This window comes from Eisenbergiella tayi, assembly GCF_001881565.1.
Classification (GTDB): Bacteria; Bacillota; Clostridia; order Lachnospirales; family Lachnospiraceae; genus Eisenbergiella; species Eisenbergiella tayi.
Window position 1 is genome coordinate 310,640 of sequence record NZ_MPDJ01000004.1, and the last position, 15,803, is coordinate 326,442.

15 protein-coding genes and 1 pseudogene are annotated in these 15,803 nt (G+C 42.5%); 2 read left to right on the forward strand and 14 right to left on the reverse strand.

The genetic code is table 11. The features are described 5' to 3' along the window. Window positions 1-35: 35 nt before the first annotated feature. The 6 genes from BLA28_RS16015 to BLA28_RS16040 form a co-directional block, all read right to left on the reverse strand. On the reverse strand, window positions 36-2,477 hold the full coding sequence (locus BLA28_RS16015) for a glycoside hydrolase family 98 domain-containing protein (RefSeq protein WP_069158159.1): 2,442 nt from the start codon (window positions 2,475-2,477) through the stop codon (window positions 36-38). 20 nt (window positions 2,478-2,497) lie between these two features. Further along, window positions 2,498-4,642, reverse strand: a complete 2,145-nt coding sequence (locus BLA28_RS16020) for a beta-galactosidase (protein ID WP_069158160.1) — start codon at window positions 4,640-4,642, stop codon at window positions 2,498-2,500. A gap of 27 nt (window positions 4,643-4,669) precedes the next feature. Further along, a complete protein-coding gene (locus BLA28_RS16025) occupies window positions 4,670-5,548 on the reverse strand; it encodes an alpha/beta hydrolase (protein WP_044963970.1) in 879 nt (292 codons plus the stop codon). A gap of 22 nt (window positions 5,549-5,570) precedes the next feature. Beyond that, window positions 5,571-6,485, reverse strand: coding sequence for a carbohydrate ABC transporter permease (locus BLA28_RS16030; RefSeq protein WP_044963967.1), 915 nt, complete (start codon window positions 6,483-6,485; stop codon window positions 5,571-5,573). An 11-nt stretch (window positions 6,486-6,496) separates the two neighbouring features. Beyond that, the gene (locus BLA28_RS16035) at window positions 6,497-7,450 is read right to left on the reverse strand and encodes an ABC transporter permease (RefSeq protein WP_242877630.1); all 954 of its coding nucleotides are present in this window, start codon (window positions 7,448-7,450) and stop codon (window positions 6,497-6,499) included. Window positions 7,451-7,567: 117 nt separating this feature from the next. Further along, on the reverse strand, window positions 7,568-9,217 hold the full coding sequence (locus tag BLA28_RS16040) for an ABC transporter substrate-binding protein (protein ID WP_071699257.1): 1,650 nt from the start codon (window positions 9,215-9,217) through the stop codon (window positions 7,568-7,570). Between the two features lie 348 nt (window positions 9,218-9,565). Here BLA28_RS16040 and BLA28_RS16045 point away from each other — a divergent pair, with 348 nt between their 5' ends. Both BLA28_RS16045 and BLA28_RS16050 read left to right on the forward strand, forming a co-directional pair. Further along, window positions 9,566-10,204, forward strand: coding sequence for a MerR family transcriptional regulator (locus tag BLA28_RS16045; protein WP_069158162.1), 639 nt, complete (start codon window positions 9,566-9,568; stop codon window positions 10,202-10,204). Window positions 10,205-10,391: 187 nt separating this feature from the next. Further along, the gene (locus tag BLA28_RS16050; protein ID WP_069158163.1) at window positions 10,392-11,204 is read left to right on the forward strand and encodes an aminoglycoside phosphotransferase family protein; all 813 of its coding nucleotides are present in this window, start codon (window positions 10,392-10,394) and stop codon (window positions 11,202-11,204) included. 543 nt (window positions 11,205-11,747) lie between these two features. Here the strand turns inward: BLA28_RS16050 and BLA28_RS16055 are convergent. From BLA28_RS16055 to BLA28_RS33990, 8 genes and pseudogenes are all read right to left on the reverse strand, one after another. Beyond that, window positions 11,748-12,164 (reverse strand): hypothetical protein, encoded by a 417-nt coding sequence (locus tag BLA28_RS16055; RefSeq protein ID WP_141702952.1) that lies wholly within the window; start codon window positions 12,162-12,164, stop codon window positions 11,748-11,750. Window positions 12,165-12,315: 151 nt separating this feature from the next. Next, window positions 12,316-12,518: pseudogene (locus BLA28_RS34885) on the reverse strand (transposase); the annotation flags it as partial. Window positions 12,519-12,798: 280 nt separating this feature from the next. Then, window positions 12,799-13,032: a hypothetical protein gene (locus tag BLA28_RS16060; RefSeq protein WP_069158165.1), complete on the reverse strand. Its 234-nt coding sequence runs from the start codon at window positions 13,030-13,032 to the stop codon at window positions 12,799-12,801. A 3-nt stretch (window positions 13,033-13,035) separates the two neighbouring features. Then, the gene (locus BLA28_RS33785; protein WP_169897256.1) at window positions 13,036-13,182 is read right to left on the reverse strand and encodes an antitoxin VbhA family protein; all 147 of its coding nucleotides are present in this window, start codon (window positions 13,180-13,182) and stop codon (window positions 13,036-13,038) included. 120 nt (window positions 13,183-13,302) lie between these two features. Continuing rightward, complete coding sequence (locus BLA28_RS34690) at window positions 13,303-13,476, reverse strand: DUF6718 family protein (protein ID WP_408607641.1); 174 nt, start codon at window positions 13,474-13,476, stop codon at window positions 13,303-13,305. Between the two features lie 264 nt (window positions 13,477-13,740). Further along, window positions 13,741-14,751, reverse strand: coding sequence for a GGGtGRT protein (locus BLA28_RS16070; RefSeq protein WP_009252431.1), 1,011 nt, complete (start codon window positions 14,749-14,751; stop codon window positions 13,741-13,743). Window positions 14,752-14,767: 16 nt separating this feature from the next. Continuing rightward, window positions 14,768-15,460 (reverse strand): iron-sulfur cluster assembly scaffold protein, encoded by a 693-nt coding sequence (locus BLA28_RS16075; protein ID WP_009252430.1) that lies wholly within the window; start codon window positions 15,458-15,460, stop codon window positions 14,768-14,770. Between the two features lie 142 nt (window positions 15,461-15,602). After that, a partial coding sequence (locus BLA28_RS33990) for a hypothetical protein (RefSeq protein ID WP_207650797.1) occupies window positions 15,603-15,803 on the reverse strand: 201 nt, incomplete at its 5' end.

Here is a 15,803-nt window from a genome sequence, read left to right on the forward strand (position 1 = left end):
CGCGTAAATAACCTCTCCATTTATTATAGTAATAATCAGCTTAAAATTGGATTGCCACAGTCAAGATAGACCTCTATGCCGGGCAGTTCCTCTTCCTTCATGGTTGACAAATCCAACAAAAATTCATCTCCGCTTCCGGTTATGGCACCCACAAGGGGTTTTGTGAAAATATTTCCATCCACTCGGAAAGTAAGCTGATCCACACCCGAAATATCCATATCAACACGTTTCCGGAAGCTGGTACTCTTCAGTTCCTCTGATTCATAGATCAGTACGTCATCTCCGAAAACTTTTAATCGGAAAGAAATTTCCTTAATATATCTGTCCCATACAATATGCAGCCTGTCCACAATAATCGGCATCCAACAGTCAATGTCAAAACCTACAGTCATAGAAAGCTCTCTGTATGCCCCTCTCAGCCTCCAGGATACGGACGTCTCCCTCGGCAGGCTGATGCCATGACGGTAACGGATACTATTCATTGCAATGGGAAGAATTCCGTATTTTTCATTTGCACAATGATTAAATGCCGGAAGCCCCTTATCTCCTGCCGAAAGAGCGCAGATCGGCTGATCTGTCAGATATACTGCGGTATCCTCGGGATTTCTGATCGGGATTGGCAGACTGTTTTCTATCTCCCGCTCTGAAAATTCCACATCCACCGGCCGATCCGATCCATCCAGGGTCATGACTGCCTTTCCCGTTGCTTCATCCCATCGACATTCCAGTCCGTCGCCCTGCATGGATACAAAAGGCATTTTCCCATCTGCTGTGGTCAAAAATAGCCGCATACTTTTTCCTTCCGGAGCATTTGCATGGATTCGTGTTTTTCCATTTTGTGAAAAAACGATCAGATACTGCCACAAGCCGACAGTTCCTTCCACCTTGACAACAGGGGCGCTCCTCTCATCCCGCGGCCTTATATCCACCGAAAAGCTCTGAGAGAGATCCGTATTTTCATTGCTGTTCATGATAATATATACCCTGTCGCTGCCAGTAACATAGGCATCCCCGTCAAACCATACCGGATACAGTGGATCCAGAATACGGTTCATCTCATCCGGATCCTGAATTGAGGCGGCATCAATCTGTACCAGATCGGAAAAAGCCTCCGGCCGGTTCGTCATGAAGGGAAGATAAAAGTATCTCGTCTGCTTTGGAAACAGTTCCTTAGTATGCCGGATATCATACAAATTCTGGAATGTTCTGCGGAAAATCCCTCCCGTCCATGCATCCCCCCAGTCTCCGGAAAGCCCGTCCGCCCTTACCGCCGCTTTGATCTGGCTCAAAACCTTTTCTTTCGACGGGATCAGTCTGTTCTGAATAACAGCCCGGAACATAGACAGAAACGCAATTCCCTGTGGAGACAGCTCATAATCGCCGTTATCCCGATCCTCAATCAGCCAGCCCTCTCCCTCCAAAGAATAATAAGTTGCTCCGAAAGATACTCCCGCAAGAAGCATCTGCGCGGTAAATGCGGCCGGAATCTGCTGTTCATTTCCCTGCAGATAGCCATGATAATGTCCGATATCATCACAGAAACCCGCATCGTTCCAATACCAATTTTCCGCCTGAAGGCCAATCCGTTTAACTGCTCCCTCTTTCCAGGCTCCGAGAATCGAACCATAGCAGGTATAGGAAGCATTGGCATGATTCTGCTTATAAGAGAAAATAACATAGTCCGAATATTCCCGAATTGTGGTCATATAGTCATCTCTTTTAATAACCGCAGGGAAATCGATATCGTTCCGGTTTCCGTCCGTATAAAGGAAGGGAAGGCCATACTTTCCGCACAGTTTGATAAGACGGTTGATATAAGGGATGTGCCAGTCATCCGCCTTTCTAACCCCCATGTAAATTTCCAGAGCTCCCACACTTTTCAGATGAACGGCGTGCTGCATCACATATTCAATTACAGACAGCGGTGTAACCACATATTTCCCCTTGTTAACCTCCTTGGGGCCGCAGGATCCGATATGCCACGGATAACCCTTCGCATCATTCTCCATAAAATTATCCAGAAGCTTTGACGTTCTCACGCGGTAGGAACCCCCTGCACTGATCGCCGCATATGGTTTCAGATCCTCAGGCAGGATTTCATAGGTTGCACCATAACGATGCTCCGAATAATCAAAGATGGTAAAATAGGGATGCTCCGGGGAAATTTCAGTACGCAGAGGCGCCTTGGTATGTTCCTCATTAATGGAAAGCCGTATAGTCTGTGAGCAGTTTCCCCGATCCGACCTTATTCTTACAAACCATTCTCCGGCTGGTACAAGCCCTTCATCAGTCTGCGGCAGGTAGTAATCCAGCTCACAGTTCTTATTTCTTTTCGTTTCTATAAGCAGAGGACTTTTAAAACTCTCTGTTTCCGCAAATTCAATCTGGTATCCATCCGCCTCTTCGTCCGGTTCCCATACAAGATGCAATGCAATATCTGTAATTTTCTGGCCATCCAGTGGTGTAATAATCCTCATATTCCCTTCTCCTTTTTATTTTATAACCTAATGTTGTATTCCGGGACCATAGAAATGTATGTCAGCAGACATCCCTTCCGTACCGGAAGCTCATAGTATACCTCTTGTCCAAATGTGCAGGGAATGGTATTGAAGCTGTCATAAATTCGCAGAACAAGTTCAGACGGATATCCAAAACGCCTGATGTTAACAAACCAGTCCGCACCCGTTGTATACCAATCATCGAGAAGTTTCCCGTCTTCATAAATCTCGGCCCGATCTCCCTCATAAATAATTTGCAGATATAGATTATGTACCTTCTTCTCTCTGCATGCCGGATCAATCTCAATAATATACTCACGGTAAAGCAATTTCCCTTCAGGATCCGATGCTGTCGCAATCTCTTTGAATACTGCCTCGACATATACTGGTTCAAACATAAACCTTCTCATCGAAGACTTTCCATCCGGACTCAGAATGTGCACAGTTTCCTCCTCCTGCGAGGTGATAAGCTCTTTATGATCCTCATATTCCAGAACTATGCTGTCTTTATGCCCGGTTATATAAAGACCGTCAGAGAACCGGGCCGTCCTGTCAGCCGTACCTCTTCCAAGATAAATATATGTATCCGTCTGCCACAAAGGTATCTCCTCAGTCTCCTGAGCATCTCCATAAACAACCATACGGTTTCCAAGCCTGCAGAGGATATTACCTGATACAGCTTCCAGCAGCCCTTCCTCCTTTCCCAGTCTGAATTGGTAAACATAAACCGCATCCTCCAGCACTGTCCCTATCCGTAACCCATAACGCTTCCCCTGCCACAGAATTCTGATCGTTTCATTATCATGTCTTTTCATAGAACGCAGCCGCTGGTGATTGTTGATAAACAGGAATCCCGTTCCGGATCCCCTGTCAAAACGGACTGCCGCCCGGAGTGTATCCATGTCTTCCGCTCCCTCCGGGAGCTCTTTTGGAAGAAATACCTCCATTCCTGCCAGCACTTCTCCAAAATCCTGTACAAACAGATTCCATTTACGAATTGCTCCAAAACTGTCATTGACCTTCCCGCATTCACTGATTGGCGCTTCAAAATCATAACTTTTAATTGGAAGTGTCGTATAACCGCCGATCCTCTGTTCCTCATTCAGAGTCGTATACTGTCCTTCCACATTGATTCCCCCATGATACATATAATATCCAAGAAGATTGGCTCCGCTCCCCAGCATACACACGACATTACTCTCAATATCCTGCGCAGAAGCATATGGCCTTCTGTGGCTGGTCACCTGGAGTCCCGTACCCAGCTCCGCCGTCAGAAAAGGATATTGTTTCAGTTTCTCATTTATGGCCTCCATCGATTGAGAACGGTTTGTGCCAATGGAAGCATCATTTCTGTATGGAATAAACAGAAAATTGGAGGAGGCCGGCATCGGCGTTGTTGTGGTATCCCATGGTGCATCCACATATCCGCCGAGTACAGGCAGAGTTTCTTCGATCATCCCTTCCTCATATCCCCACCCGGTAGCCGTATATATAGGAACAAGAAAGCCCGCTTTTCTCGCAAGAGCATACAGTACCTTCATATGCGCATAACGGATTTTGGGATCCTTCGGCCCTCCCACATGTCCATATTCATTTTCCAGCTGAACACCGATAACCGGACCGCCATCCTTGAACATCAGTCCCTCCAGCTGTTTCCCAAGCTGGTTGAAATACTTTTCAACTGCCTTAAGATATCCTTCGTCATTTGTTCTTGGTTCATAATCCTTTGCACGCTGTACCCAGTCAGGGAAGCCTCCATTCCGCACCTCAGCATGAACCCAGGGACCAATCCGAAGGAACACCTGCAAACCCACCTTCCGACAGAGCTGAACAAATCTTCTGATATCCCTTCTGCCCGAAAAATTCCATTCATTTTCTTTCTCTTCATGATGAATCCAGAAAAGATAGGTAGCCACAATATTTATTCCACCGGTTTTCATCTTTCGAAGCTCTTCTTCCCAGGTATCGTCTTCCCATCTGGAATAATGGAATTCTCCCATCGCCTGCAGGATTCTTTTATAATTATACAGCAGGCTTCTGCTGTCCGCCGCGTATTCATCCCCTTCTTTATTTTTATGCTCATCATTGCATGTAAAAACGTTTATTTCATTTTCCCGATCTCCAATTTCAAACGTAAGCATCATCGCTTCCCTCCCGAATGCTTTAGAGCATCATCCGCAAAATCCTCTCATCTTCAACCATCCGGCTGCTATTTCCGCCCATTTCGATGTATGCTCATAATAAGGTGCTTCCCGATCTCCGCCATTAAATAAGGCTCCACCATGCTCTCCCTCTTCAAAGGTATGGATCTCAAAAGGAACCCCATACCGTGCCAGACAGGAAGCAAACTGAAGTCCAATTCTCGGATCATCCCTGTTTGTCTGAAACAGGAACATCGGAGGAGTATTCGAAGTGATATGGCACAGAGCATCTAAACTGGCATTCTTTTTCATCAATGCCTCATCATAGGGATGTGTTCTGTCAATATCCGTATCCGAAAATGCACCATATAAAATCAAAGCGGCATCCGGCCTTGCGCTTGTTTTCAGCAATTCATCCGTACTCTCTTTTTGTCCCGTGTCCGCTGAAGTTGCCGTTAATGCTGCCGTTATCCCTCCTGCCGAGAATCCGCCGATAGCAATTTTATCTTCCCAAATATTCAGCTCCTCCGCATGATATCTGCAGTATCTGACAGCTGCAATCCCATCTTCCATCGCAAACCTTTTGGTCTGAAAACGATCCTTATCAGGATCCGCGTTCGTCACATGATAATCCAGGATCGCCGTATTGATTCCCGCATTTCTGAAAAACTCAGCTACCGGTTTTGCTTCATGCTGTGATTTAAAGGTAAAACCACCGCCCGCGCATATAATAAGCATTCCCTTTTTACTGTTTTCCGGTTTGGCCGGAGGAAGGAAAATCAGACTCGAAGTAAAATCATCAGCCGTCACCAGCGGCACCTCGTTCCAGTTTAATCGTTTTATTTCCTCCTTCATCCTTTTCCAGCCTTCTATATGTTCTCTGTCAAACTCTGATAATATATATTCCATTCTTCTCTTTCCTTTCTCCAATTCACCCCTTAACCGCACCAATCGTAAGCCCTTTTACAAAATATCTCTGTACGAATGGATAGAGAAGGATAATCGGTCCGGTCGCTATCACCGTCATTGCCATCTGCATACTGGAAAGCGGGACAGAATCCATTGCCATTCCGGTTTTTTCTGCCACAACTCTCATTGCCTCCGCACTGCCCAGCATTCTCTGCAAATAATACTGGAGTGTAAACATTTTTTCATTGGTAATGTACAGCATACAGTTATACCAGTCATTCCAATAGGATAAGGCCGAAAAAAGCGCCAGCGTTGCAACGAGCGGCTTGCTGAGGGGCAGAATCAGCCGAATATAAATCTGTATATCGTTGGCGCCGTCCAGCATTGCAGACTCCGAAATAGATGCCGGAACCCCTGCCATAAAGGATTTAGCGATAATCATATTCCAGACTGAAAACAACAATGGAAGAATCAATGCCAGATATGAGTTCTTCAAATGCAGATAACGTACACATATCAGATACCATGGAACTAGCCCCCCATTAAACAGCGTTGTAAAGAAAAAGAAAAAGGAAAATTTATTTCTCCACGGAAAATCTTTTCTGGACAGAACATACCCGGTCATTGTGGAAATCAGGACCGAAAGACATGTTCCGATTATTGTTGCACTGCCCGTAATAAGATAGGCATTGATAATATCCCCCGGTGCTTTCAGACAAAGCTTATATGCTTCAAGGCCCGCATTCTTCAGCTGAAAAACAATCGGAAACCCATTACGGATCAGTGCATTTTCATTTGTAAAGGAAGCCACTATGATCAAGTAAAACGGGAACAGACATATCAGGGCAAAAAGGCCGATCACAATGATTCCCAAAATATTAACTGCTATAACATCCCTGCTTATTTTTAAATGTTTTACCTGTGTTTCCGCTTTCATAACATCCTCCTTTAATATAACGCATAATCCGGCTGAAGTTTCTTTACAATCCCGTTACAGATCATAATTGTGACGAAGCAGAGAATCGACTGATACAGACCTGCCGCAGAGGAAACCCCGTAGTCACTGCTGTCTATCAGCAGGCGGAAGACATAGGTATCAATTACATCTGTATAGGGCTGAAGCAGAGCGCTGCTCTTTACTGTCTGATAAAACAGGCCGAAATCACCCCGGAAAATATTTCCGATTGCCAGAAGAACCATAATCATCATAGTCGGTACCAAGGATGGTATCGTCAGATAACGTATTTTCTGCCACTGCGACGCCCCGTCTATGGAAGCAGCTTCATACATTTCCTGATCCAGCCCTGTTATCGCAGCAAGATAGACTACCGATCCATATCCGGTCTGTTTCCAGAGACGGAGAAAAATCAGTACAAACGGCCAGGCCTTTGGCGTATTATACAGATCAAACGGCTGCAGGCCGATAAGATTCAAAATCCCATTAACAACCCCTTTTTCATAATTAAACACGTTATACATAATTGCCCCAGCTACAACCCAGCTTATAAAATAAGGCAGGAACATGATAGACTGGGAAATCTTTTTGAATTTCTTACTGAGTATTTCATTCAAAAGAATGGCACTCCCCATCTCAAATACAACTCCCAAAAAGATAAAAGCCAGATTATACAAAAATGTGTTCCGCGTTACCATGCCAAGCTTTCCTTCAATCATTAAAGCCCGGAAATTTTTCAGGCCATTCCAGGGAGAAAAGTAGATTCCTCCCGCATAGGTATATCTTTTAAAGGCCATCACCAGCCCTGTCATAGGAACATAGGAAAAAATAATTACATACACCACCGCCGGGAGAAGCATGAGCAGAAGCATCCAATGCTTACGTATCACTTTTTTAAACGGCATCTTTGTTTTCATCTTTGTCTGTTTATTCATCCTGATATCCATAGCATTCTTTCCTTTTTGTGAACAAATTGACAGCAGCTTTAAATCTAACAGGGAAAGGCAACGAAACCGCTGCCTTTCTCCTTTTTAAGCTCAAGGACCAGTCTTCATTCCAACAGATCACTGCTCCGCCACCCATGCATTATACTGTTTTACAAACTCATCCATATAAATCTGAAGGCCCGCCGACTCCAATTTGGCCATCATTTCATCCAATGCTCCGTCAATATCTTTTGTCAGGCCAAGCTGCAGAGACGGCACATAATCATTCAGGATATTTTTGATTGCGGCAGTATATTCACTGATTTCGGAATCATCAAAGGCAAATGTACGGGTTGGGGATGTTTCCCCTCTTTCTTCAATAGAAGCTTCTATTGCCACCTGTCTGGGATCCATAGATGCATCTGTAAGCTTATAATTCTTAATTGCCCAGGATGCAGATGTTCCCCAGATAGGATAATCGGCAGCCTTATCCGTTTCCATGTAATGCTCTTCATCCTGCATTTCGTAATGTACTCCTTCTATCCCCAGTATAATCAGCTGGTTCAGATAAGTATCATTCTCCATGATATCAAGTATCATTGCGGCTCTTTCCGGATTCCGGCTGCTGGATGCAATTGCCATACCGCCATTTCCATATGCTGCTGCCGTAGGCTTATCCGAAGCGAGATCATATACCGCACATTCCACACCTTCCGTCTGTTCCGCGGTTTTGATGTAGGTAAATACAGAGGAGTTCCACGCAACTGACGCGCCCTGAAGGGCAGCAAATGCTTCGTCATCCGTCACGGAATTGGTTAAGGCACTGCGGCTCCATACACCCGCATCTGCTAATTTTTTCATATCATCACAGAAGCCTCTGAACTCATCTGTCTGATAAACAAGCTGAATATCTTCTGCTGCAGGAATTGTATTTTCATCCTTATAGATATAAGTCAAATCGAGAAGATCATTGTCCACTGCTGTTCTGACATTATAGCCTTCCCGATATACATCCCACAGTTCATTGTTATCTGTAGCGGCAGCATACGCATAAATACCGCTTTCAGGCGTTTCCTGCTCTGCAATCGTAAGCAGATAATTCATATAGTCATCCCATGTTTTCAATTCCGTGATTCCATATTTTTCTGCAAGATCCTGCCGAATCGCAACAAACTTTTGAGAGGCTTCCGTCATATTCTGAGGGATACAGTAGATCTTTCCTCCCACCATGACTTCTGCATAACTATCCGAATGTTGATATTTTGTAGTCAGAGGCATGTAGCTGTTCATGAAATCATCTGTCAGCTCAACAAAAGATCCTTTCGCAGCCTCCGACCCCAGGAAGCACCAGCCCGCAGTATAAATAATATCACAATCCTCTCCCTGAAGCGCCAGAGGATACAATGTCGTATAATCAGAATAGGACAGGAATGTTGCGCTGATTGTCGTATTAAACGGCTTCAGATATTCATTCGCCTCTTCGGCAACCTTCTCCCAGTCCGAAGGTGTATCACCTACCATATAAATATTGATATTCACCGATTTGGAAAGATCCACGTTGCTATACATCTCCGGTACAGCGGCCACATCCTTTCCAATGTCAAGTTCATCCGGCAAACCAGCAAATGCATCTGTTCCTGTTTCCCCCGTTCCTGTCTCACTCTGCGCAACTTCTGCGCTATTTGTTGCTTTGGCCGGTGTGGAATCCGTGCCTGACGTTCCGCACGCAGTTGTCATTATTGCCAACACTACAGCAATCCAAAGACTAAGTAATCGTTTAATTTTCATAAGCCCTCCTTCTACAGAATCACTATTTACTACTTTTTCAGAGTAACACTTGCACAACTTTTATTCAATATGCACATTTTCATGAACTTTTTCACAGTTTGCGCATCTTTTGCGCAAACCAAGTATTCTACCTTTCATAGTTTCCCGACAGCACAATCAAAAAAGATTCAGATTGTTCCAGATAAAATATATCAGAAAAAGTTTTACAAATAAAAAATAAATGCAAAAGCAAAAAACCTTTGACATTCCAGTTCCTTGAAGGTACAAAATAAAGTCAGGATATAATGATACCAAAAATCGTGAGGGTACTTTTCCAAAAGTATTTTAGGAAGCAAGGAGGTTCGAGACATGAATATAAAAGATGTAGAAAGAATTACAGGATTAAAAAAGGCAAATATTCGTTACTATGAACAGGAAGGACTTCTGCAGCCTAAGCGGAATAGGCAGAACAACTACCGGGAGTACGATCAGCAAAATATCGAAACACTCGAAAGGATTAAGCTGCTGCGTTTGCTTGAGGTTCCGGTTTGCCAGATTCGAGCGCTTCAAAGAGGAGAAACTACTTTCCATGAAGTGATGGATTTACAGGAGAAAAAGTTTACCGAAGAGATCAAAGAAAAAAAGGAATTGTTGGAGATATGCAAGCTTGTAAAAATGAGCAACAGTAATTTTGAGGGTCTTACAGTAACGGAGCCAGAAGGCAACGGTAAATATTGGAGCCGGATGAATGGAAAAATTTTACGCCAGGACAGAATACGGCGTATAGAAGCGAATATGGTTCTGGTGAAAAATGCTCTTCCTTTGCTCATGCTTTCATATTGGATCGTATGGACAGCATACCAGATTGGAGACCACCAATTTCCTGCTGAGTTTACCGTGGTCTATATAGTCTTAACCCTAGCTGTTTTTTGCTTCTGGTGCTTACTTCGGTTGAAAGTAAGCCGCGAAAAATGCGCATGTATGAACAAAACAGAAAGCACGGAATAAACTATTCCCTAAAATCACAAATGATATTTTCGGATACCGCACACCAAAAACAAAAAGCTGGTGAAATTCCTTGAATTCTTCTTATTAAGATTTGTCTATACCACTGTAAAATTGACTTTTATGCGTTTTAGCATTAGACTATGGATACGCCTTTGGGCGAATAGACGAACCACGGAGTACTTATATTATGCAAATGATAAGGATGGTGAAAACGGTGCAATTTGGTGAACTGATTGGCGTAGGTAATACAGCAGATGTTTTTGACATTGGAAATCATAAAGTTGCCAAATTATTTCATTTGGGATATCCAGAAAGCGCAATGTTAACAGAACTTCATAATTCCCAATTGATGAATCACTTGGATATCCCCATCGCCAAAAGTTATGAAGCATTTGTTTATGAGGGCAGAAACGGAATAATTTATGATAAAATAGAGGGACAATCTTTACTGGAAGTACTTTTTGAAACTTATGACATTGAAAAATACACAAAAGTTTTAGCAAACATCCACAAAAGAATCGTTTCTGCACATTTACCGGATGCCATAGACTGTAAGGCGATATTAGAAAAAAATATAAAAAACGCAGAGGATTTGAATATAGAATGCCAATCGAAGTTGCTTGAAATTCTTGCTGATTTGCCCGATGGTGATAATTTATGTCATGGTGATTTTCATTTTGGCAACTTGCTTGTAGGAAAACAAGGAACGTACATTATTGATTTCATGAATGTATGCAAAGGCAACAAAAACTATGATATTGCAAGGACACTGTGCTTAATTGAGATGACACCTGTACCAGAGAATACTCCAAACCAACAAGAAATTGTGAAAATGAAAAAACAATCAGCTGATATTTATCTGCGAGAAATGGGTATGAGCAGGGATTTTTTGACAGACTGGTTGACTGTAACAGTAGCTGCGAGACTTTCAGAATTATCCCATGACCAGTCTATTGAAAAAAATAATATTTTGGAATATCTTTCTTTGCAAGGATTATGAGCATAATCTTGGTTTACATTCTTGAAACTAAGGCGAAGTAGTTAATATTGGCGGTTCAATAGTCGCAAGCAGGGCACGACGGCACACAACCAAAGGAATGGCAACCCAAAGACACTAAGCAGGGTAACTGCATCAGTCTCCCCCCCGAAAACAGGTTTCTAACATCCCATATGTACCGGCTGGAAAGAAAAATGCCGCCCTAATGCCGCCCAACTTAACAAGAACACTTTTTACAGAGTTATGGCGCAAATTGAGAAGATACACACATATCCTTATTTCATGCGGTTTCCCTCATAAGAAGTCAAGGGAAGTTTTAAGCCGTTTTTGGGGTTTCAGGCTATAAAAAATAGATATTAATGTCTAACTAATATCTATTTCTGTTGAAACATATTTAACATTTTCATTTGTATCTTAAACTAAATATAAGCTTCTCCAAACTGACTTAACCCCAATATATGATCATGTTTGCCGATTTCTAAACTTTAACTACAAAAGAAGATATTCCAAAATGGGGTCTTCCTTCTACCTAATTTCTAATTGTACCTAGACATTTTTGGCATTTTTATTTGTAATTGTAAACGAAATATAACCTTCGTCAAATTGACTTAAATCCAGCATGCTATCATAATTGCTGATATCCAGATTTTCTTCATACATTCCCTGTTTCATTTTAAGATATACTGTTCCCTCCGAGCAGCTGCTGATAACATAAACATTATTCTTTTGTTCAGTTGTTAAAAAGTAGGTCCTATAATAACTCCGATTAGCTTCTTTGTATTTAACTTTCATACCACTATCACCGATGTTAATGAAAGAAAAATTTGACATACCTATAGGCAGTCTCCCATTACCTATAATCAGCAAAACAGCAAACAATAGGATTATTAAACTTACCCTCAAAATCAGTAATATATTTTTTGCTTTCTTCTCAATTTTTTTGAAAATAATAAATCTTTTCATAATTATTTTTTAATTATACCAAGTATTATAAGTAATATAATGATTATAATTTATATCATCATTAAAGGAATTAGGGGTTTATTCGGCATATAGAACTAAATATCCCCTTAAATCGCACATATTCATATCTCTTATATTAACTTCATTTTTCCTTTTTAGCAATACTATAATTGACATACTTAAAGGAATTACACAGCATGTGTATAATAGTACCCACGGTAATGTTGGGAATGTCTTTGTTTCCATCTGCGACAATTCCTAATACGATATAGACGGCCGGCTCAGAATCCGCCCATTCTCTCGTCCCTTGTAATGAATATAGTCAATAAAGCCAAAAGGATAGACAGGGTTCAGTTTCTATGAATTCTGCAGGATATCCTTAAAGTAGTCCCAGAGGAGAGAATAGACATCAGCAACGTTGTCTATCTTATTTTCCATAATAATCTGTCGAATTTATTCCTTTGCTACTGGCATAAAAATACTCCTTTTCGATAGGAATATTCAATCTTGATTCTTACCGTAAAGGAACTATTTATTTCCTAAGAAATATAATTTCTTTCATTTGCTGCTCAATATACTCCACACGGTAAAATTGATTTCCTTTCGATATGTTCACCAACCGTACCTTGCCCGCTCAATCATAGATATCTCCAAATAAAAACTTATGGATACGTTTTAAATGATTAAAATTAAATTTTCCACGAATCCCCTTTTTCATGACTTCTGCTGTACGCAGTGATATTCTCCGGCGTTCCGCCTCTTCCAAAATATCCTTATCTGTTATATTTAGTTTATTTTTCAGGACATTCGAGCCTGGAAAACAGTGACGTACATCATATTCGTATTCATGCCTATAATTTCTTCCCATACGCTAACGTACCATAGATTTTGGTGCATACATTTTAACAAGATTGGCAATTGCTTCTCCAAAGTCAATTTTGCCTTCAAAACAATTGATTGCTAATTCGCTATCCTCTTGTGTCAGTGGCATGCCTTCCATACTCATTGTTGCATTCACATTTTCTTAAAATCTTCCATCTATCGCAGCCATCTCGATGAATACGGTGAAGGGTGGGCTTTCAAGGATTTGAGGGATGTTTGTGCTCTACGGGTGTACTACCCATTCCTCTTATCCAGTTTATGCAACTCGATTCATCTTACTGACTTTATCAATAAACTCTTTCATATCATCTACATAAGAATATGGGGCATACTCCGAATAGATATCCGGATCATCTAATATCACAATCAGTACTCCATCAGTTCTCAATGCCTCCAATATTCCAGGCAAATAACACACTTCGTTTACCATCCTACACAAATATGCTATACAGTCCTGTTTATCAAATATTTTAGTTATGATATATTTTTTTATCTCCAATCCGATAACTCACCTTCCTTCAGATTCCACCTCGCAATGGACGCCCTTGGTCTTGGCTGTATCCTTCTCACCACCAGGGCGGATTAGGGACTTTTGCCCATTAGGTAACGTGCACCGCCAGGCGCACCAAAAACCGCACCAACCATCAAAGGTTAGTGCGGTCTACAAATCACTCTATAAATATAACTACTTGCTTTAGAACTTCCCTTCCTTAGCTGCTTCCTCGATGCTAACAGCAACAGCCACGGTCATACCAACCATCGGGTTGTTCCCTGCACCAATCAGACCCATCATTTCAACATGAGCCGGAACGGAAGAAGAACCTGCGAACTGTGCATCGGAATGCATACGGCCCATAGTATCCGTCATACCGTAGGAAGCAGGACCTGCCGCCATATTATCGGGATGAAGTGTACGGCCTGTACCACCGCCGGAAGCAACGGAGAAGTATTTCTTACCCTGCTCCAGACATTCTTTCTTATAGGTTCCTGCAACGGGATGCTGGAATCTGGTAGGATTGGTTGAGTTACCGGTAATGGAAACATCTACACCTTCCTTATGCATGATAGCAACACCTTCACAAACATCGTTTGCACCGTAGCAGTTAACTTTTGCACGAAGTCCTTCTGAATAAGACTTGCGATATACTTCCTTAACTGTATTGGTATAAGGATCATATTCGGTTTCTACAAAAGTAAATCCGTTGATTCTGGAGATAATCTGAGCAGCATCTTTTCCAAGACCGTTCAGGATAACTCTTAAGGGTTTCTGACGAACCTTGTTTGCTTTTTCTGCAATACCGATAGCGCCTTCAGCAGCTGCAAAAGACTCATGTCCTGCAAGGAAGCAGAAGCATTCGGTATCTTCTTCAAGAAGCATCTTTCCAAGGTTACCATGTCCAAGTCCTACCTTACGGGTATCTGCAACAGAACCGGGGATACAGAAGGACTGAAGGCCTTCGCCGATTGCAGCTGCAGCATCAGCTGCTCTTCTGCAGCCTTTCTTGATTGCAATTGCAGCGCCTACAATGTAAGCCCAGCAAGCATTTTCAAAACAGATAGGCTGGATTTTCTTAACCTGATCATATACATCAAGTCCAGCATCTTTTGTGATTTTCTCAGCTTCTTCAAGGGAAGCGATGCCGTAGCTGTTCAATACGGCATTGATTTTATCAATACGTCTTTCATATGATTCAAATAAAGCCATTTTTCGCTACCTCCTCTTATTCTTTTCTCGGATCAATGATCTTAACAGCATCAGCAACACGGCCGTATTGACCTTTTGCTTTTTCATAGGCTGTGTTGGGATCGTCGCCCTTCTTGATAAAGTCTGTCATTTTTCCAAGGCTTACGAACTGGTAGCCGATAATCTGATCTTCAGCATCAAGAGCGATGCCTGTTACATAGCCTTCTGCCATTTCCAGATAACGAGGGCCTTTTTTCAGGGTACCATACATAGTACCAACCTGGCTTCTTAATCCTTTTCCAAGGTCTTCCAGGCCTGCGCCAATGGGAAGTCCGTCTTCGGAGAACGCACTCTGTGTTCTTCCGTAAGCGATCTGTAAGAACAGTTCTCTCATAGCGGTGTTGATAGCATCACATACAAGATCTGTATTTAAAGCTTCCAGAACCGTTCTTCCCGGAAGGATCTCTGCTGCCATAGCTGCGGAGTGAGTCATACCGGAGCATCCGATTGTCTCAACCAGTGCCTCCTGGATAATACCCTCTTTAACATTCAGGGTAAGCTTGCAGGCACCCTGCTGAGGTGCACACCAGCCAACACCATGTGTAAGGCCTGAAATGTCTTTAACTTCTTTGGATTTTACCCATTTTGCTTCTTCAGGGATCGGAGCACAGCCGTGAGCAACGCCTTGTGCTACTGGACACATTTCTTCAACTTCTTTTGAATAGATCATGTGAAAACTCCTTTCGATATGTAGATTGTATTAGCAAACAGTGGTACCTGATAGCAGGCACCTTATTGATAACAAAATACTTACACGGCAAAAAGGCCGCAAAAGTACCTGTCCCTAATCGCTCGTATTATTTTCTCATATTTCAAGTCAAAAATCCAGCCTTTTTGAAAAAAATTGTCAAAGTATTGTCGAAGCAGCGGAAAGAATGCAAAACAGCGGCCCGCAAGGCCGCTGTCTCTGTAGTGCGCCCGGCGGCGCACGTTTCTAACCGGTGCAAGTCCGGAATCCGCCCGGTAGTGGGAAGGATATAGCCGAAAGCAAGGGTGTCCATCGCGAGGTGGAA